The 16,232-nt window shown below is 63.7% G+C and carries 19 protein-coding genes; 9 read left to right on the top strand and 10 right to left on the bottom strand.

Annotation, left to right across the window (positions count from 1 at the left end; genetic code table 11):
- The first annotated feature begins 50 nt into the window (after positions 1 to 50).
- The 3 genes from K3180_RS03600 to K3180_RS03590 are packed head-to-tail and all read left to right on the top strand — an operon-like array spanning position 51 to position 1,694.
- Positions 51 to 386, top strand: a complete 336-nt coding sequence (locus tag K3180_RS03600) for an ArsR/SmtB family transcription factor (RefSeq protein WP_221538302.1) — start codon at positions 51 to 53, stop codon at positions 384 to 386.
- Positions 383 to 892, top strand: a complete 510-nt coding sequence (locus K3180_RS03595) for a rhodanese family protein (RefSeq protein WP_221538301.1) — start codon at positions 383 to 385, stop codon at positions 890 to 892. The genes K3180_RS03600 and K3180_RS03595 overlap by 4 nt, the downstream gene beginning before the upstream one ends.
- Before the next feature lie 7 nt (positions 893 to 899).
- Positions 900 to 1,694, top strand: a complete 795-nt coding sequence (locus K3180_RS03590) for a sulfite exporter TauE/SafE family protein (RefSeq protein ID WP_221538300.1) — start codon at positions 900 to 902, stop codon at positions 1,692 to 1,694.
- Here the strand turns inward: K3180_RS03590 and K3180_RS03585 are convergent.
- Positions 1,691 to 2,338, bottom strand: coding sequence for a YqaA family protein (locus K3180_RS03585; RefSeq protein WP_221538299.1), 648 nt, complete (start codon positions 2,336 to 2,338; stop codon positions 1,691 to 1,693). The genes K3180_RS03590 and K3180_RS03585 overlap by 4 nt on opposite strands.
- 511 nt (positions 2,339 to 2,849) lie before the next feature.
- Here K3180_RS03585 and K3180_RS03580 point away from each other — a divergent pair.
- Both K3180_RS03580 and K3180_RS03575 read left to right on the top strand, forming a co-directional pair.
- Positions 2,850 to 3,533: a hypothetical protein gene (locus K3180_RS03580; protein WP_221538298.1), complete on the top strand. Its 684-nt coding sequence runs from the start codon at positions 2,850 to 2,852 to the stop codon at positions 3,531 to 3,533.
- On the top strand, positions 3,523 to 4,890 hold the full coding sequence (locus K3180_RS03575) for a DNA-packaging protein (RefSeq protein ID WP_221538297.1): 1,368 nt from the start codon (positions 3,523 to 3,525) through the stop codon (positions 4,888 to 4,890). Before K3180_RS03580 ends, K3180_RS03575 begins: the two co-directional genes overlap by 11 nt.
- Positions 4,891 to 4,943: 53 nt before the next feature.
- Here the strand turns inward: K3180_RS03575 and K3180_RS03570 are convergent, their stop codons facing one another.
- Both K3180_RS03570 and K3180_RS03565 read right to left on the bottom strand, forming a co-directional pair.
- Positions 4,944 to 5,339 (bottom strand): hypothetical protein, encoded by a 396-nt coding sequence (locus K3180_RS03570; protein ID WP_221538296.1) that lies wholly within the window; start codon positions 5,337 to 5,339, stop codon positions 4,944 to 4,946.
- Positions 5,340 to 5,552: 213 nt separating this feature from the next.
- Positions 5,553 to 6,041 (bottom strand): hypothetical protein, encoded by a 489-nt coding sequence (locus K3180_RS03565; protein ID WP_221538295.1) that lies wholly within the window; start codon positions 6,039 to 6,041, stop codon positions 5,553 to 5,555.
- Between the two features lie 61 nt (positions 6,042 to 6,102).
- Here K3180_RS03565 and K3180_RS03560 point away from each other — a divergent pair, with 61 nt between their 5' ends.
- The 3 genes from K3180_RS03560 (at position 6,103) to K3180_RS03550 (ending at position 8,310) form a co-directional block, all read left to right on the top strand.
- A complete protein-coding gene (locus K3180_RS03560; RefSeq protein WP_221538294.1) occupies positions 6,103 to 6,405 on the top strand; it encodes a DUF2793 domain-containing protein in 303 nt (100 codons plus the stop codon).
- Positions 6,406 to 6,605: 200 nt separating this feature from the next.
- The gene (locus K3180_RS03555; RefSeq protein ID WP_221538293.1) at positions 6,606 to 7,691 is read left to right on the top strand and encodes an OmpA family protein; all 1,086 of its coding nucleotides are present in this window, start codon (positions 6,606 to 6,608) and stop codon (positions 7,689 to 7,691) included.
- Positions 7,692 to 7,791: 100 nt separating this feature from the next.
- A complete protein-coding gene (locus K3180_RS03550; protein ID WP_247710272.1) occupies positions 7,792 to 8,310 on the top strand; it encodes a superoxide dismutase family protein in 519 nt (172 codons plus the stop codon).
- Between the two features lie 9 nt (positions 8,311 to 8,319).
- Here the strand turns inward: K3180_RS03550 and K3180_RS03545 are convergent, their stop codons facing one another.
- The 7 genes from K3180_RS03545 to K3180_RS12945 form a co-directional block, all read right to left on the bottom strand.
- Positions 8,320 to 9,906 carry a spinster family MFS transporter gene (locus K3180_RS03545; RefSeq protein WP_221538291.1) on the bottom strand — a complete coding sequence of 529 codons (1,587 nt, stop codon included), beginning with the start codon at positions 9,904 to 9,906 and terminating at the stop codon, positions 8,320 to 8,322.
- Positions 9,907 to 9,910: 4 nt separating this feature from the next.
- The gene (gene queC / locus K3180_RS03540) at positions 9,911 to 10,627 is read right to left on the bottom strand and encodes a 7-cyano-7-deazaguanine synthase QueC (RefSeq protein ID WP_221538290.1); all 717 of its coding nucleotides are present in this window, start codon (positions 10,625 to 10,627) and stop codon (positions 9,911 to 9,913) included.
- A gap of 37 nt (positions 10,628 to 10,664) precedes the next feature.
- Positions 10,665 to 11,072, bottom strand: a complete 408-nt coding sequence (locus K3180_RS03535; RefSeq protein WP_247710271.1) for a hypothetical protein — start codon at positions 11,070 to 11,072, stop codon at positions 10,665 to 10,667.
- 113 nt (positions 11,073 to 11,185) lie between these two features.
- The gene (hslO, locus tag K3180_RS03530) at positions 11,186 to 12,091 is read right to left on the bottom strand and encodes an Hsp33 family molecular chaperone HslO (RefSeq protein WP_221538288.1); all 906 of its coding nucleotides are present in this window, start codon (positions 12,089 to 12,091) and stop codon (positions 11,186 to 11,188) included.
- Between the two features lie 45 nt (positions 12,092 to 12,136).
- On the bottom strand, positions 12,137 to 13,102 hold the full coding sequence (gene argF / locus K3180_RS03525) for an ornithine carbamoyltransferase (RefSeq protein WP_221538287.1): 966 nt from the start codon (positions 13,100 to 13,102) through the stop codon (positions 12,137 to 12,139).
- Positions 13,102 to 14,292, bottom strand: a complete 1,191-nt coding sequence (locus K3180_RS03520; protein ID WP_221538286.1) for an aspartate aminotransferase family protein — start codon at positions 14,290 to 14,292, stop codon at positions 13,102 to 13,104. Before K3180_RS03520 ends, argF begins: the two co-directional genes overlap by 1 nt.
- A gap of 133 nt (positions 14,293 to 14,425) precedes the next feature.
- Positions 14,426 to 15,163, bottom strand: a complete 738-nt coding sequence (locus tag K3180_RS12945) for a cold-shock protein (RefSeq protein ID WP_221538285.1) — start codon at positions 15,161 to 15,163, stop codon at positions 14,426 to 14,428.
- A gap of 260 nt (positions 15,164 to 15,423) precedes the next feature.
- Here K3180_RS12945 and K3180_RS03510 point away from each other — a divergent pair, with 260 nt between their 5' ends.
- Positions 15,424 to 16,230 carry a TerC family protein gene (locus tag K3180_RS03510; protein WP_221538284.1) on the top strand — a complete coding sequence of 269 codons (807 nt, stop codon included), beginning with the start codon at positions 15,424 to 15,426 and terminating at the stop codon, positions 16,228 to 16,230.
- Positions 16,231 to 16,232: the final 2 nt, after the last annotated feature.

The following is a 16,232-nucleotide window of genomic DNA, read 5'->3' as shown; positions in this document are numbered from 1 at the left end:
TTTCGCTTGCCCTTGACATATATTAGCTGTACCTTATTTAGCAAGAGCTAATGGAAAAGACATCTATCTTCCCCCCGATGGACCTCGCCACGTTCGAGGCCAATGCCGGCACGGTGGCCGAGCTGCTCAAAGCACTCGGCAATACGCGGCGGCTGATGATCATGTGCAAGCTGGCCGAACATGGCGAGATGCGCGTGGGCGAACTCGCCGAAGAGGTCGGCCTCGGCCAGTCGGCGCTGTCGCAGCATCTGGCGAAGTTGCGGGCGGAAGATCTGGTGGCTTTCCGGCGCGAGGCCCAGTCGCTGTGGTACCGGATCGCCGATCCGCGCTGCGAAACGCTGCTGGCCACGCTCCATCATCTCTATTGCGAGGAACCCGAAACATGAGCCTGCCGACCATTTCCCCCGTCAATGCCAGCGAGCTGGTACGCCGCGGCGCACGGCTGATCGACATTCGCGGCGCGGACGAATTCGCCCGCTCGCACGCCAGGGGCGCTGAGAGCCATCCGCTGGATACGCTCGGCCCCGTCACCGGCGAAGCGCCGGTCGTCTTCCTGTGCCGTTCGGGCATGCGCACCAGCGCCAATTCGGCAAAGCTGGCCGCATTGCGCGAAGGCGAGGCCTTCTGCCTCGAAGGCGGGCTCGATGCCTGGCGCGCGGCGGGCCTGCCGGTTGAAGAGGACCGGTCCGCTCCGCTGGAAATCATGCGGCAGGTGCAGATTACCGCCGGCCTGCTGGTGCTGGCGGGCGTGGTGCTGGGCTTCACGGTAGCGCCTGCATGGTTCGGCCTGTCTGCCTTCGTCGGCGCAGGGCTGACCTTCGCCGGGGTGACAGGCTGGTGCGGCATGGCGAACCTGCTGGCGCTGATGCCCTGGAACCGCTCGGCAGCCTGATCGGGCCATGCCCTTCCCCGAATTCGTCCTGCCCGCGCTGCTATCGGGCGCGCTGATCGGCTTCGTGCTGGCGCTGGTGGGCGGCGGCGGGTCAATCCTGGCCGTGCCACTGCTGGTCTATTTCGTCGGCGTGGGCCAGCCGCACATGGCCATCGGGACGGCGGCAGTGGCAGTGGCGCTCAATGCGGCGACCGGCCTTGCCGGGCATGCCCGCGCCGGAAACGTGCGCTGGGCCTGCGCGGCCTCCTTCGCGCTGGCGGGCGTCATCGGCGCGGCGCTGGGCGCGGAGGCGGGCAAGGCCTTCGACGGGGATAAGCTGCTGGCGCTGTTCGGCCTGCTGATGGTGGTGGTGGGTGCACTGATGCTGCGAAAGCGCACCGGCGGCGAGAACCCCGATGTCCGCATGACCCGCGAAACCGCGCGCCCCCTGCTCGGCCGGATCATTCCAACCGGCCTCGGCGTGGGGCTGATGGCGGGCTTCTTCGGGATCGGCGGCGGGTTCCTGATCGTGCCCGGCCTCGTCTTTGCGACCGCCATGCCTATCTCGCTCGCCATCGGCAGTTCGCTGCTGGTGGTCACAGCGCTGGGCGCGACTACGGCGGCGTCCTATGCGCTGTCGGGCCTCGTCGACTGGGTGCTGATCGGCTGGATGCTGGCAGGCGGAATCGCGGGCACACTACTCGGCCGGATGGCGGGCAAGCGGCTGGCGGGGCGCAAGCGGACGCTCGAGATCGGGTTCGCCGTAATGGTGATCGCGATCGGGGTCGGGATCGTTGCCGAAGGCGTGGCCAAGCTGGCCTAGCGCGCCTCTATCGGCGGGGGATTTGCACACACCCCGCCCTCCTCGTCCTCTCCGCCGAGCTGGGTGAGGACCAGCACGCCGCCAACCACCAGCAGCACGAAGACGGTCGTCACTGTTCCGAGATAGTTGTCGATGAAGCGCTTGATCGGGGCGCCGAACACGCGGAACAGGATTCCCACCGTCATGAAGATCAGCGAGCGGCCCACGATGCTGGAAAGCACGAAGGTGGCGAGGTTCATGCCGATGAAGCCGGCGGTGATCGTCAGCAGCTTGAAAGGCACCGGAGTGGCGCCCGCAATCAGGATCGCCTCGAAATCATATTCGCGCAAATGGCAGGCGGCGACGGGGAAGGCCTCGGTCAGGCCGAGCGCACCGATCAGCCACACGCCGATCGTGTCGTAGAGACCCCAGCCGATCGCATAGCCGAGCAATCCGCCCGCGACCGAGGCGGCGGTGCAGACCGCGGCGAACTTCACCGCCTTCTTCGGCTCGGCCAGGCACATCAGCCCCAGCAGCGGGTGCGGCGGGATCGGGAAGAAGGAGGATTCGACGAAGCTGAAGAACGCCAGCCACCAGATGGCGTGCGGGTGCGAGCTCTTCTCCATCGTCCATTCGTAGAGCCCGCGCAGCGGCTTCATGATCATGTCAGGGGGTATCCTCGCGTCCCGATGGGCGCGGGGTTAGGCGAGCGCGGTGGCGGGGGAAAGCCCCTTTTTGCCGCTCACCACCAGCGGCTTCGCCTGCGGTGCCTTTCCCTGCGCTTACGGCGCAGGGCGGCGATCATGATGCCGATGCCCACGGCTATTATGGCAATGATTATGTAGGCGAGAATCGTGCGGGTTTCCATGCGAGGTGCATTCCGGAATGAGAGGGAAGATTTTCGCCGCAAGTGCGCGCCACAAGCTGTATGGGAGGTGTCAGACCGGGCGCTTTTCGTCGGGCGGCGCGGATTTCGGGACCGGCTGCGCGCAGGCGCGTAGGACCCGCTTACACGTTAACCTATTTGGCACTTTTTGATTGACATCGTCACGCTGTTCTGGCACAAATAAGGAACATCGCGATAGTGCATCACGAACGGGCGGGGCCTGACCCTTCAGGGGGTCGGGCCGCCGCCCTTTTTCGTGCCCGCCGTCGCCAGCAGAAGGAGCAGAGGACATGAACAGGAAGGACCGGCGCAAGGACAAGGACGAAACCCCCGCATGGGCCGAACCCTTCCTCGCCGCCCTGCGCGCCGGAATGGGCGTCCGCGCCGCGGCGCGCGAGGTGGGCGTGGCAAGTTCCACCCCCTATCACCTCCGCCGCCGGAACGTGCCCTTCCGCAAGGCGTGGGAGAAGATCCAGCCGGTCGATGATCGCCGCAAGAGAAAGGCCGGACCGCGCGCCCTGCGACAGGCCGCCCGGCTCACCCGGTTCCTCGAGGAGCTGGCGCGAACTTCCAATGTCGCGGCGGCAGCCGAGGCGGCCGAGGTCGGTCTGGGCCGGGTGTACCGCCTGCGCCGCGAGGATCCCGATTTCGCGCGCCGGTGGTATGCCGCGCTGGCGGAAGGCTACGACAATCTGGAGATGGAGCTGCTCCACAGCCTGCGCAGCGGCGAGAGCGCGGACAGGCAGAAATTCGACACCGCCACCGCGCTGCGCTGCCTGACCGCGCACCGCGAGAATGTCGCCCGCGAAAAGGCGCGGCGCAGGCTGGCCGAAGAGGTCACCACCATCGCCGCGATCAATGCCAAGATCGATGCCATGCGCGCCCATGCGAAACAAAGCGATGCGGCGGTCCGCAAGGCGCGGCAGGCCAGATCGGCGCAGGCGAAGAAGGCGGCAGGTCGCCATGACGCATGAACCGCGAGTCCCCTCTCGCGGAAGCTGGCTGCGGCGCCCCGGCCCCGAGGCGGATGCCGAGCGCGAGGAACTGGCCCGCCAGCTCGCCCCGCACGAGCTGGCCGCGCTGGGCAGCTATTACTGGGAAGGCTGGGCCCGCGATGCGCAGCTTCCCCCGCCCGAGAACCGGAAGAACCCCTGGCGGACATGGCTGATCTGCGCCGGGCGCGGCTTCGGCAAGACCCGTGCGGGCGCCGAATGGGTGCGCGGCGTGGCCCGGGCCGACGGCAAGGCGCGAATCGCGCTGGTCGGGGCGAACCTGGCCGAGGTGCGCAACGTGATGGTCGAGGGCGACAGCGGCGTGCTGGCCGCCGCACCCGGCGCGCTGGCCCCGGTGTACGAACCTTCGCTGCGCCGGCTGACGTGGGAAAACGGCGCGATCGCCTGGCTCTATTCGGCAGGCGAGCCCGAGATGCTGCGCGGGCCGCAGCACAGCCATGCATGGTGCGACGAGATCGCCAAATGGGACAATTCCAGCCAGCGCGCCATGGCCGCGTGGAACAATCTGCAGCTGACCATGCGGCTGGGGGACGGCCCGCGCGTGCTCGCCACCACCACCCCGCGCCGCACCGAACTGATGCGCAAGATCATGGCCGAAGCGGAGGCGGGCAAGGTGGCGCTGGCCACGGGCCGCACGCTCGACAACCGCGAGGTGCTGCCCGCCGAATATTTCGCCGCCATGATCGAACAGTTCGAAGCCAGCGCCTTCGGGCGGCAGGAACTCGACGGCGAGATGGTCGACGCGGTCGAAGGTGCGCTGTGGAGCCGCACGCTGCTCGACCGCTGCCGCCACGAGGGGGCGATACCCCCTGCCCGGCGCGTGGTGGTCGCGGTCGATCCGCCTACCAGCGCCACCGGGGATGCCTGCGGGATCGTGGTCGCCATGCTCGGTGCGGACGGCGCGGCCTATGTGCGCGCCGATTGCACCGTGGAAAGCGCCACGCCCGAGACATGGGCCCGCGCCGTGGCGCAGACTGCCCACGCCTGGAACGCCGACCGCGTGGTGGCCGAGGCCAACCAGGGCGGCGCAATGGTCGAAAGCGTACTGCGCGCCGCCGACATCGCGCTGCCGCTCAAACTGGTCCACGCCAGCCGGGGCAAGGTGGCGCGCGCCGAGCCCGTCGCCGCGCTCTACGAAGCGGGACGGGTAAAGCACGCAGGCCTGTTCGCCGCGCTGGAGGACCAGCTGTGCGGGTTGATGACGGGCGGCGGTTACGAGGGGCCGGGGCGGTCGCCGGACAGGGCCGATGCGCTGGTGTGGGCGCTGAGCGAGCTGATGCTGGTGAAGAAGGCGAAGCCGCGGGTGTGGCAGTTGTGAGAAGAACTGCACTGGTCCGGGTCAAGCCCGGACCGACGAAATGGGGAGGCAGTCTATTTCCTCGTCGCCCCGGACCTGATCCGGGGCCGGTGCTTCCTTTGGAAAGTCCACGCTGCCAACCAAGCGAGCGGCCCTGCCAATGCGATGGACGCAATCATGGTACCAGACGGGTCATATGTCGCGATCAACATACCGCCCAGAGCAAAGAACACGACTAAATTGGCGCCGAACTGGATCGACCACCCTTGGTCAATAGAAGGTCCACACCGCGCATTCCAGAAGCAAAGCGCAGCGATCCCGAACAACAGCGCCACCCAGCATAAAACCAGATACAGATCTTCGGGTTCACGCTCGAACCTGTTCAATACGCCCGGAAGAAAAGCCAGCATCAGGACGCAACCGATCAAGAGCAGTCCGAAGGCGATGATATTGACCGACTTGATGACCATTTCCGCAGGTTAGCACGCTCTGTGCAGCGGGCAAGGAGGGGGTGGTTCAGGAGCGGAAGAGCAGCACTGGCCCGGGTCAAGCCCGGGCCGACGATGCGGGTTTGTCGCCTGACCTCGACCCGTCGCCCCGGACCGATGCGCTGGTGTTGGCGCTTGCGGAGCTGATGCTGGGGAAGAAGGCGGAGCCGCGGGTGTCGTTGGTTTGAACGGTGACTATTCGAACGAATAGGAAGGATAGCCTTCGACTTCCCAGATCAACTTTTTCTCGAATATCTTCTCAACGAAGAATGTCGACGGGATTTCGGGGAACAGGCGACAGGTTTCTTTGCGCCCTACGAACTTGAGTGCCCAGAGACGCGCATGCGTTTTTGAACCCGGCGGCGCTTCCACCCCCTTCTTGAACGCGAGGTTCGGCGGAAGATAGTCCGGGAATGCTTCCTCAGGAGTAGGTTCGCGTCCTTCAAAAAACGCGTTCCATTCGAAGTCCGTGGCCCAGGAGCCTTCAATGATCATCGGTTCGGAGTGTGGAACGCACGCATACCACATGGCTTCGAACTCCTCATTGCTTCCTGACGAGGAATAACGGTCATAGCAATCGTCGAACTGCGCCCTGGCAACTTCGCAATCCTGAGGAGGAGCTTCGACCTGCCCGGCGCATCCTTGCAATAGAGCCACCGTCAAGAAAGCCACGCCGATCCGCATGGCCTTTACTTAACGCGAATTCAGAGGTGAGCAAACGCCTTCACACCAACCGGAGAAACCCGTGTGGGGAACTGAACCGGTGTCCGGGGCGGCCTACCTCGTCGCCGAGAGCGGGGCCGGTGAATTCCTCGGCATGGACGGAATGATAGCCAGCTGGGACGGTCAGCAATGGACTTTCGTGGCGCCTACGGCGGGGATGATGATCCGCGACATATCTTCCGGAACCTTCGTGCGCTATTCGGACGGCTGGGAGCGGCTGATCGCTCCCGCAGATCCTTCGGGTGGCACAAATGCCGACGAACAGGCGCGCGCCGCAATTTCCGAACTGATTATCGCTTTGAAAAATTTTGGCATGTTTTCCTGAACGCCCGGGAACCAGCGCATACCCGCTGCGTTTGCCCCACGTTATCTGGAGGGAAGTTCAACCCGGATATCTCTGAAATCAGTAGGGAATTGCGACATTCTTGCAACAGTTCCCAACCAATGCCCGCTTGCCACTGGGATGAGGCAAAGATAGATAAGCTTCACTCGGTGGCTCCAATTCGCAAAAAGGGGAAATAAATAATGCGGAAACTAGTCATAGGATTGGCGATGGCCTCTACGGCCATAGCATCGCCTGCCCTCGCAAGAGACAACTCGTGGTACATCGGTGGCGAATTCGGCCCGATGCTTGCCGAAGATATGGATCTGACCGCAACCGATGACAGCGCCGGAGCACCGGCTATCGGCATCGATTACGAATACGGATTCGATGGCGGCGGCTATGTCGGCTACGATTTCGGCGCTTTCCGTCTGGAAGCAGAAGTCAGCTATCGCGAAGCCGATCACGACACCATTCAGCTCGGCAGCGTCGGCTCGTTCGATGCCGACGGTTCGACCAACTCGCTCGCATTCATGCTGAACGGCATGTTCGACTTCGGACCCGATGACGGTCTGCAGGGTTATGCCGGTGGTGGTATCGGCGTTGCACGTACCAGCCTCGACGGTGGCGTAAGTCAAACCCAGTTCATCGACGATTCGTCGAGCGATCTGGCTTGGCAGCTCATCGCCGGTGTTCGCGCTCCGCTGACCGACAATCTCGACGTTGGCCTGCGTTATCGCATGTTCACTGCCGAAGATGTTCGCCTGGTCGACAGCTTCGGTGACGAGCGTGAAGACAGCTGGCGCACCCACTCGCTGATGGGTACGCTGACCTATAACTTTGGCGCGCCTGCTGCGGTCGCTCCGCCTCCGCCGCCTCCGCCTCCGCCGCCTCCGCCGCCCCCGCCGCCGCCTCCGCCGCCTCCGCCGGCTCCGGTTTGCGAGCAGGGCCCGTACATCGTCTTCTTCAACTGGGACGAATCGGACATCACGCCGGAAGCAGCGACCATCCTCGACAACGCAGTCTCGGCTTACGCCAACTGCGGCACGGCTTCGGTCATGCTCGCCGGTCACACCGACACCTCGGGTTCGGCGCAGTACAACATGGGCCTCGCCGAACGTCGTAACTCGTCGGTCCGCGACTACCTCACCTCACGCGGTGTCCCCGGTGGTCGTATCTCGAGCGAAGCCTTCGGTGAAACGCAGCTCCGCGTTCCGACCGCCGACGGCGTCCGCGAACTCCAGAACCGCCGGGTGGAAGTCACCTACGGTCCGGGTTCGGGCATGTAATCCGCTCGAAAGAGTAGAAACACCGAGAAGGGGCCGGAGCAATCCGGCCCCTTTTTCGTTGGTGGGGCAGGACTAACGAAACGGGACAAGAATTATGCGCATGATCCTCGCCGCCTCGCTTGCTTCACTCGCCCTGACAGGTTGTTCGACACTCGAGAGCCTGCCCTCCGATCGTATCGGCCAGGCACAAATGAACCGGGCCAACGGCGTGCCCGTCGGAACTGCGCAATTGCTGTCGAATGGGCAGACCCTGTCGCTTGCAATGGCAGCAACGGGGCTGGAGCCAGGGGAACACGGCTTCCATCTCCACACCACCGGTCGCTGCGACGCCCCCGATTTCACAAGCGCGGGCGGTCACCTCAATCCGCTAGGCCGCGAGCACGGCTCGCTCAATCCGGAAGGCCAGCATCTCGGCGACATGCCGAACCTCGTAGTCGGCGCCTCGCGCACCGGCAGTTTCGAAATCGATATCGGGCCGGACACCCCTGCCTATCGCGACTACCTGTTCGATGCCGATGGAACTGCCATCGTCATCCATGCAGGACCCGATGACTACCGCACCGATCCGGCAGGCGATGCCGGTTCGCGCGTGGCCTGCGGCGTTCTCAGGGCAAGCTGACGCGACCCGTCAGATTTCTTCACCCGCGGCGCGAGCCCGATCCAGCAAGGTCCGCTCCGCCGTCGGCACAGTCCGGTAGGCGACGAACAGCAGTACCAGCCCGATCGGCACGGCAATCAGCAGGCTGAGGCCGCCGGTCGAGAGACTGCCCGTCATCGTGGAGACCTGTCCGGCCATATAGGGTCCAAGGGCAAGGCCCACGAGAGTAGTGGCGAGGAAGAAGGTCGCGGTGGCGGTTCCTCGCATGCGGGGCAGGACCAGGTCCTGGGAGGTCGCTGCTGCCGCACCGAGGGCCGAACTTCCGAAAAGCGATTGCAGGAAAGCCGCGATGTAGAAGATCGTGGGGTCGAGCGTGGTGAACATGATGAAGAGGAAGGGGGCTGCGGCAGTGAGACCGAACGCGACCACGAACAGGCGGCCCGTCGGCATACGCTCGCGCAACCAGTCGGCCGCGCGGCCACCCATGATCACGCCGAGGAAGCCGCCCAGCGCGCCCGGTCCGCCGATCCACCAGCCTGCCGTGGAGGGAGCTTCCTCGAGGATCCGGATTGCATAGGGAGCCGCCCAGAAGGATGCGGCATAGGACATGAAAGCGACCATGCCGTATCCCAGGATCGTCGTGAGGAAGGCCGGAGTCCCCCAGATCAGTGTGAAGGTAGGCTCGTCGCGGCGCTTGAGGGTCGAGGCCCATGAGAAGATGGCGTAATATCCGATTCCGACAGCGCCCCATTGCTGCGCATTGCCGGTAAAGTCGGCCATGAGATAAGCGATGCCGCCGATAACCAGCGCCCCCGCGAGGTTGACTGCGATGCCGCGTGCGCCGCCCCTTGCGGCCCCGATCAGGGTGAAGGGCGGGATTACGGCGATGAGTTCGTGGAAGAACCCGCGGAACGGATCTTTCGGCGGCGGTGTGATGATCCCGTCACTCTGGCCGCGGACGGGTTCGCGCAAGGTGAAGACGAGTAGCGCGAGGAGCAGCCCCGGAAGGCCCACGATGATGAAGGCGGCCTGCCATCCGGCGAGCCCGAGCGGAGCATCGGTGGGGAAGGCTTCGTTCCAGTTCTCGACGATCGCCCCGCCGATCAGCAGCGATACGCCGCCACCGATATAAAGCCCGGAAGAGTAGATCGCGAGAGCGGTCGCGCGCATCTTCTTCGGAAACCAGTCCGAGATCAGCGAATAGGCGCTCGGGCTGGCCGTAGCCTCGCCGACGCCCACGCCGATACGCGCGACGCTGAGCATGGTGAAATTCTTGGCAAAGCCGGAAAGCGCGGTGAAGGCGGACCAGATGGCGAGCCCCGCCGTCATCAGCCTGACCCGGTGCCAGCTGTCTGCCAGCTTACCGAGCGGAATGCCGAACAGCGCGTAGAAAACCCCGAAAGCCGTGCCGTAGAGAAAGCCGATCTGGTCATCGCGCAGGCCGAGATCCGCCTTGATGTCCTCGGCGAGGATCGAGATGATGTTCCGGTCGACGAAATTCAGGACATAAATAATGACCAGAATGCCGAGGGCATACCAGCTATATGCCGGGACTTTGCCCTGCGCCCCTTCCTCGGCTGGGATCTGGTGAGGGGCGGCGGAAGTCGGTTGGGTCAAATTTCTACTCCGGCAGGGCAGGTGCGTCCTTGGAATAGACAGTGGTATCGACAAGTCCCGCCTCGTCAAACCCCTTTCGACGTAGTCGACAGGAATCGCAGGCGCCGCAGGCGAGACCCTCGGGCGTGGGATCGTAGCAGGACCAGCTCCACGCGGGGTCCAGGCCCAGGCGATCGCATTCTCGCGCGATGTCGGCCTTGCTCATGTGCTGTAGCGGGGCGTGGATCGTGAAAGGTTCGCCGCCAACACCCTGTTTCGTGCCCAGCCGCGCGGTTTCGGCGAAACTGGCAATGAATTCGGGGCGGCAATCGGGGTAGCCGGAATAGTCCAGCGCATTCACACCGATGAAGATGTCGCGCGAATGCGAAGTCTCGGCAAAGGCGGTCGTCAGTGCGAGAAACACGAGATTTCGCGCCGGGACGTAAGTGACGGGAATATCCTCCCCCACCCCGCCTTTGGGCACGTCGATATCCGCAGTCAGCGCCGAACCGCCGAACTGGCGCAGGTCCAGCGGCAATTCGACATGGCGTTCGATGCCAAGCTTTTCCGCAATCGCGCGGGCTGACTGGAGCTCGCGAACATGGCGCTGCCCGTAATCGATGGTGAGCGCGTGTACTTCGAAGCCGCGCTCGCGCGCGAGCGCGGCGGTCACCATGGAATCGAGTCCGCCCGAAAGCAGCACGACTGCAGGACCGGAATGATCGTGGGATATATGCGTCATGCGGGGCAGCTAGGTGCTGGTGCCGTAGCTCGCAAGACTATCGGCAGCTGCCTGTGTGACGTGCCTCGGCCGAAAACTGGAAGGGCCGTCCGTCGACGATCCCCTGGCTGTCGATCTGGACGAGCTTGCTGCCTTCCTTGCGGATATGCGTCCGGCCATAGCCATTGCCGCGGCAGGTATACTGGACCGTAACCTCGCTATCGCCATCCTCGACGACGAAGCGATTGCAGCCACTTTCGCTATGGCGAAGCTGGATGAACTCGCGCCCGCTCCGCACGCAGATATTGCGCGGCGTGGTGCCGTCACGATAGCGCAGCTCCCAGCCCCCACGATCGAGCGTATCGAGCATGGCGAGAGAAGATTGTGCCAGCGCTGCGCCCCCCAGAAGGGCCGCAGGAACTGCCGCAATGGCGGCACCGATCCAGGCGATTTTACGATTCGACATGAGTTTCACTTCTCGTTTCTTAGCACACCAAAACGGCGAGAGGATTAGCGCTCATTCTAAATTGCAGCGATGAACCGTTCTATAACAGCGATGAATTGTTTGGCACAGACTATCTACGCTTCGATAGGGAACTTCTTCGAACAGAACGCGCAATCTACCACGATCTTTCCCTCATCATCGCGCATTTCCTTGCGGTCTTCTTCTGGAAACTTGGACAAGACATCCTGATAATGTTCGATCGAGCAGCGGCAGCCGCGCTCGATCGCAGCGCCGCGCTCGATCCGCACCTCCTGCTCCTCGTGAAAGAGGCGCCAGACGATAGCTTCCAGCGACAGGGCGGAATCGAGCAATTCCTCGTGCTTCACCGATCCCGCAAGGATGGCGACATGCTCCCATTCCGGGTGGTCGAGACGGGCGTGCAACCGCTCGCGGCCTTCCTCGCCGTCAGGCAGGTGCTGGACCAGCATGCCCGCCGCGCTGCATTTGCCCCCACCCGACCTTACCGCTGTGCGGATCAGCGTCGGCACCTGTTCCGATTGGAAGAAGTAGGCTTCGCAGGCCTCCGCCAGGGTCTCGCCCTCGAGCGGGACGATACCCTGATACCGCCCCTTGCCCTTTGCGACATCGAAAGTGATGGCAAGATAGCCCTTGCCGAACAGCGCGAAGAGCGAGGGATTGGCCCCGAGCTCCGCCAGGCGTGAATGGTCGAAATCCACATAGCCGCGCAGCTCGCCGCCCTTGTAATCGCAGACCAGCAGGTTCACCGCGCCGGCCTCGGTCTGGGCCTGCATGGTGACCTGCGATCCGTCATCCTTGAGGAGCGAGCCCATCAGCGCGGCCAGCACCAGCGCTTCGGCGAGCAAGTGCGTGATCGGCGCAGGATAATCGTGCGTCGCAAGGATTTCGTCGAGCGCGCGATCGAGCCTCACAATCCGTCCGCGCGTGTCGCGCGAGGGAATGGTGAAGGCGAGCGTGCGGCCCGAAAAGGTCTCTACGGCGGCGGGGTCGGTCTGCGTCATGCGCGCGCATATGGGAACGCCGACGCAGATTGAACAGGGTGGAGCCTAGCCGCCGATCTTCCCGAAACACCACAGCAGGATCGATTTCTGCGCGTGAATGCGATTCTCCGCTTCGTCGAAGACCACCGATTGCGGACCCTCGAAAACCTCCTCGGTCACCTCGTCGCCGACATGGGCAGGCAGGCAATGGAGGAATTTCGCATCGGGCCGGGCAAGGCCCATCAACTCGCCGCCGACCTGGAAAGGCGCCATCGCCGCAAGCTTGTTGTGAACGTGGTCCTGGCCCATCGAAACCCAGGTATCGGTGACCACGATGTCCGCGCCGCGTGCGGCTTCGGCGGCGTCCTGCGTCAGTGTAACCTGTGACCCGCTCTTGCGCGCCAGTTCGACGAATTCTGAATCGGGCTCGTAACCCTGCGGCACGCCGATGCGGACATTGAACTTGAAGATACCTGCGGCCTCGAGGATCGAGTGCAGCACATTGTTGCCGTCGCCCAGCCATGCGAGTTCGAGACCGGGCAGCGCCTTGCCGTGTTCGACCATCGTCAGCAGATCGGCGACGATCTGGCACGGATGCGAACGATCGGTCAGCCCGTTGATCACCGGCACATGCGCATGATGCGCCAGTTCTTCGGCCTTGGCGTGATCGTCGGTCCGGATCATGATCGCATCGACCATCCGGCTGAGCACCCGCGCGGTATCGGCGATGCTTTCCCCGCGCCCCAGCTGGCTGGTGCCCGAATCGAGGATCAGCGCCGATCCGCCGAGCTGACGCATGCCGATATCGAAGCTGACCCGCGTTCGGGTCGAGTTTTTCTCGAAGATCATGCCGAGCACATGGCCCGCAAGCGGCGCGTCCGCGTCGGGCCTGCCCTTTGGCCACCCTCTTCGCGCGGCCTTGCGGTCCTGCGCATCGGCAAGCATGGCGGCGATCGCATCCCCGCCGGCATCCGACAGGTCGAGAAAGTTTCTCGCCGCGGCAGCGAGGTCCATTGCGTCGCCGCCGGTCATCAGCTTGCTGCCGGATCGAAGCTAGCCGCACCGGCGGAAAGCTTGTCGAAGAATTCGTCGAACTCCGCATCGTCCGCCACCAGCGGCGGCAGCACGCGCAGGGTCTGGTCGCCCGCCGCCACGGTAAGCAGCTGGTGATTGTCACGCAGATGGACGAAAAAGGGCCGGCTTTCGACCTTCATGCGAATACCCAGCATCAGACCCTTGCCGCGCACGAAATCGAACAGTTCGGGATAATTGCCGATGAACTGTTCGAGGCGGCTGCGCAGGCGTTCGCCCTTGGCGGTGACTTCCGCAAGGAATTCGTCATTGGCGACGGCATCCATCACAGCTTTCCCGGCAGCCATGGCGAGCGGGTTGCCGCCATAGGTGGAACCATGCGTGCCGAAGCCCATGCCGCGTGCCGCCTTTTCGGTGGCAAGGCATGCGCCGAGCGGGAAGCCGCCACCGATGCCCTTGGCGCTGGCCATGATGTCAGGTGCGATTCCGTAATGCTCATAGGCATAGAGCTTGCCGGTACGCGCGACACCGCACTGGACTTCGTCGAACACAAGCATGAGGTCGTGCTCGTCACAGATGGCCTTGAGGCCGTGGATGAATTCGTCCGAAGCGGGGCGGATGCCGCCCTCGCCCTGGATCGGTTCGACAAGGAAGCCTGCGGTCTTGTCGCTGACCAGGGCTTTCGCGCTCTCCAGATTGTCGAATTCGGCGTATTGGAACCCGGCGAGCAGGGGCATGAAACCCTTGTGCATCTTCTCCTGGTTCGAGGCACTGATGGTCGCCATCGTCCGGCCGTGAAAGGCGTTGGTGAAGGTGATCAGTTCGGTCCTGTTCGAATCGCCGTCGTCATGCTGGTGATAGGCGCGCGCCGTCTTGATCGCGCACTCCACCGCCTCCGCGCCCGAATTGGTGAAGAACACCGTATCGGCAAAAGTCTTGTCCACCAGCTGCTGCGCCAGCGCCTCGCCCTGCGGGCTGCCATAGAGGTTGGAGACGTGCATCAGCGTTTCGGCCTGGCGCTGGATCGCGCCGATCAGGCCGGAGTGGCTGTGACCGAGCAGGTTGACCGCGATACCGCTGGCGAAGTCGAGATAACGTGTGCCGTCCTCGTCGATCAGGTGGCAGTGATCGCCCTTCACGGGGCGCACGCCGCAGCGGGGATAGACGGGCATCAGCGGGCTAATCGACATTTCTCTACGCTCTCCTCAAGAGGTCAAAGACAAATGGCGGCCCCGGAACGGGAGCCGCCATCTGCGTGTTTGCCAGCGATCTATTCCCTTGCGCGCGCTTGGTCAAACGCGATGCGAGGGACTGGTCGGCGTCCTATTCGGAAGCAGGAACCAGGTTGACCGCGGAATATTTGCCGCGTCGGTCGACCTCGAGGTCGAACTCGTAACGTTCGCCTTCGTTGATCTGCGAAAGGCCCGAACGCTCCACCGCGCTGATGTGCACGAATGCATCGGGCTGGCCATCGTCGCGCGTGAGGAAGCCGAAGCCCTTCATCGAATTGAAGAACTTGACCGTACCGGTCGCCTTGTCGCCAGTGAGTTCGCGGCGCGGAGCTTCGCTTTTCTGTTCGACTTCGATGATGTCGCCGACGATCTGCAGATCCTGTGCAGAGACCTTGCCACCACGATCGACGAGGTTGAACTCGAGTTCCTGTCCTTCGGCCAGGCCTTCGAGGCCGGCGCGCTCGACGGCGCTGATGTGGACGAAGATGTCTTCGCCGCCGGTTTCCTGCTGGATGAAGCCGAAGCCCTTTTGCGTATTGAAGAACTTGACCGTGCCCTTGCCGGTTCCGACGACCTGCGCCGGCATCCGGCTACCGCCACCACCGCCGCCGCCACGCGGGCCGCCGCCGAAGCCGCCGCGATTTCCACCGCCGCCGAAGCCACCACGGTCGCCGCCACCGAATCCGCCGCGGTCACCACCGCCGAATCCGCCGCGATCGCCGCTGCCATGGTCGAAACCGCCCGGAGGACCACCGAACGGGTCGTAGCTGTCCTCTCCGATATTGTCCCGCTTGTCCCGTCCGCGGCGCCGCCCTCTATCGTAACCCATAAGTCGTAAAATACCTTGTCGCGCAGCCGCGTAATCTTCGCGCCGACACGCAGGCTGCAAGGCGTGCCAGACGCAGGCGGGGAGGGAATTCCTTCGGAATATCCTCCCACATCACCCCAATGCATAGCGCGAAAGAACGCATCATGCGAATGATTTAGCGCTCTGACTTCTTGTGGCGCACAAATGTGACATTTTCGCATGGCGAAATCGGCCATCGTTTCGCTTGCAAGAAATCGATCCCTTGGGCATCGGTTGCCGCCATGGATCTCATCGCACTTTTTTCCGACCCTGCCGCATGGCTGGCCTTGCTCACCCTGATCGCGCTCGAGGTCGTCCTTGGCGTCGATAACCTCATCTTCATCGCGATCCTGTCGAACAAGCTGCCCGAGCACCAGCAGCAACGCGCCCGTAGAATCGGGCTGGCGCTCGCGCTCGTCATGCGCATCGGCATGCTGATGCTGATCGGCTGGCTGGTCACTCTCCAGACCCCGCTCTTCGATCTCGGCATCAAAGGAAGCCCCGGACCTTACGGGCAGCCTACGTTCGAGACCGCCTTTTCGGGCCGCGACCTGATCCTGCTGGCAGGCGGCCTGTTCCTGTTGTGGAAGGCCACCAAGGAAATCCATCATTCGATGGAACCGGAAGACAATTCGGGCGACCTGCTCGACAAGACCCCGGGCGCGGCCGCAGCAGTCAAGGCCACCTTCGGCACGGTGATCGCGCAGATCGTCGCCATCGATCTCGTCTTCTCGGTCGATTCCATCCTTACGGCAGTCGGCATGACCGACCACATCCCGATCATGGTCATCGCCGTCGTGATTACCGTGGGGATCATGATGGTCGCCGCAGATCCGCTCGCCCGCTTCATCGAGAAGAACCCGACGCTGGTCATGCTGGCGCTCGCCTTCCTCGTGATGATCGGCCTCGTGTTGATCGCCGACGGTTTCGGCTTCCATGTACCCAAGGGCTATATCTACGCAGCCATGGGTTTTTCGGTCGGCGTCGAAATCCTCAACATAATCCAGCGCGGTCGGCGTTCGGCAAAAACCGCCAGCCAAGGAGCCTGATC

Source organism: Qipengyuania huizhouensis (assembly GCF_019711635.1).
GTDB classification, from domain to species: domain Bacteria; phylum Pseudomonadota; class Alphaproteobacteria; order Sphingomonadales; family Sphingomonadaceae; genus Qipengyuania; species Qipengyuania huizhouensis.
The sequence above is the reverse complement of the archived record's forward strand: the minus strand, read 5'-3'. Positions and strand labels throughout refer to the sequence as shown.

Bases quoted from the DNA above. Each gene is read 5' to 3' on its own strand.
- K3180_RS03555 (WP_221538293.1), top strand. From the start codon at position 6,606: ATGCGGAAACTAGTCATAGGATTGGCGATGGCCTCTACGGCCATAGCA.
- K3180_RS03510 (WP_221538284.1), top strand. From the start codon at position 15,424: ATGGATCTCATCGCACTTTTTTCCGACCCTGCCGCATGGCTGGCCTTG.
- K3180_RS03585 (WP_221538299.1), bottom strand. From the start codon at position 2,338: ATGATCATGAAGCCGCTGCGCGGGCTCTACGAATGGACGATGGAGAAG.
- K3180_RS03550 (WP_247710272.1), top strand. From the start codon at position 7,792: ATGATCCTCGCCGCCTCGCTTGCTTCACTCGCCCTGACAGGTTGTTCG.
- K3180_RS03535 (WP_247710271.1), bottom strand. From the start codon at position 11,072: ATGTCGAATCGTAAAATCGCCTGGATCGGTGCCGCCATTGCGGCAGTT.
- K3180_RS12945 (WP_221538285.1), bottom strand. From the start codon at position 15,163: ATGGGTTACGATAGAGGGCGGCGCCGCGGACGGGACAAGCGGGACAAT.
- K3180_RS03595 (WP_221538301.1), top strand. From the start codon at position 383: ATGAGCCTGCCGACCATTTCCCCCGTCAATGCCAGCGAGCTGGTACGC.
- queC (WP_221538290.1), bottom strand. From the start codon at position 10,627: ATGACGCATATATCCCACGATCATTCCGGTCCTGCAGTCGTGCTGCTT.
- argF (WP_221538287.1), bottom strand. From the start codon at position 13,102: ATGACCGGCGGCGACGCAATGGACCTCGCTGCCGCGGCGAGAAACTTT.
- hslO (WP_221538288.1), bottom strand. From the start codon at position 12,091: ATGACGCAGACCGACCCCGCCGCCGTAGAGACCTTTTCGGGCCGCACG.
- K3180_RS03580 (WP_221538298.1), top strand. From the start codon at position 2,850: ATGAACAGGAAGGACCGGCGCAAGGACAAGGACGAAACCCCCGCATGG.
- K3180_RS03570 (WP_221538296.1), bottom strand. From the start codon at position 5,339: ATGGTCATCAAGTCGGTCAATATCATCGCCTTCGGACTGCTCTTGATC.
- K3180_RS03520 (WP_221538286.1), bottom strand. From the start codon at position 14,292: ATGTCGATTAGCCCGCTGATGCCCGTCTATCCCCGCTGCGGCGTGCGC.
- K3180_RS03600 (WP_221538302.1), top strand. From the start codon at position 51: ATGGAAAAGACATCTATCTTCCCCCCGATGGACCTCGCCACGTTCGAG.
- K3180_RS03575 (WP_221538297.1), top strand. From the start codon at position 3,523: ATGACGCATGAACCGCGAGTCCCCTCTCGCGGAAGCTGGCTGCGGCGC.
- K3180_RS03565 (WP_221538295.1), bottom strand. From the start codon at position 6,041: ATGCGGATCGGCGTGGCTTTCTTGACGGTGGCTCTATTGCAAGGATGC.
- K3180_RS03590 (WP_221538300.1), top strand. From the start codon at position 900: ATGCCCTTCCCCGAATTCGTCCTGCCCGCGCTGCTATCGGGCGCGCTG.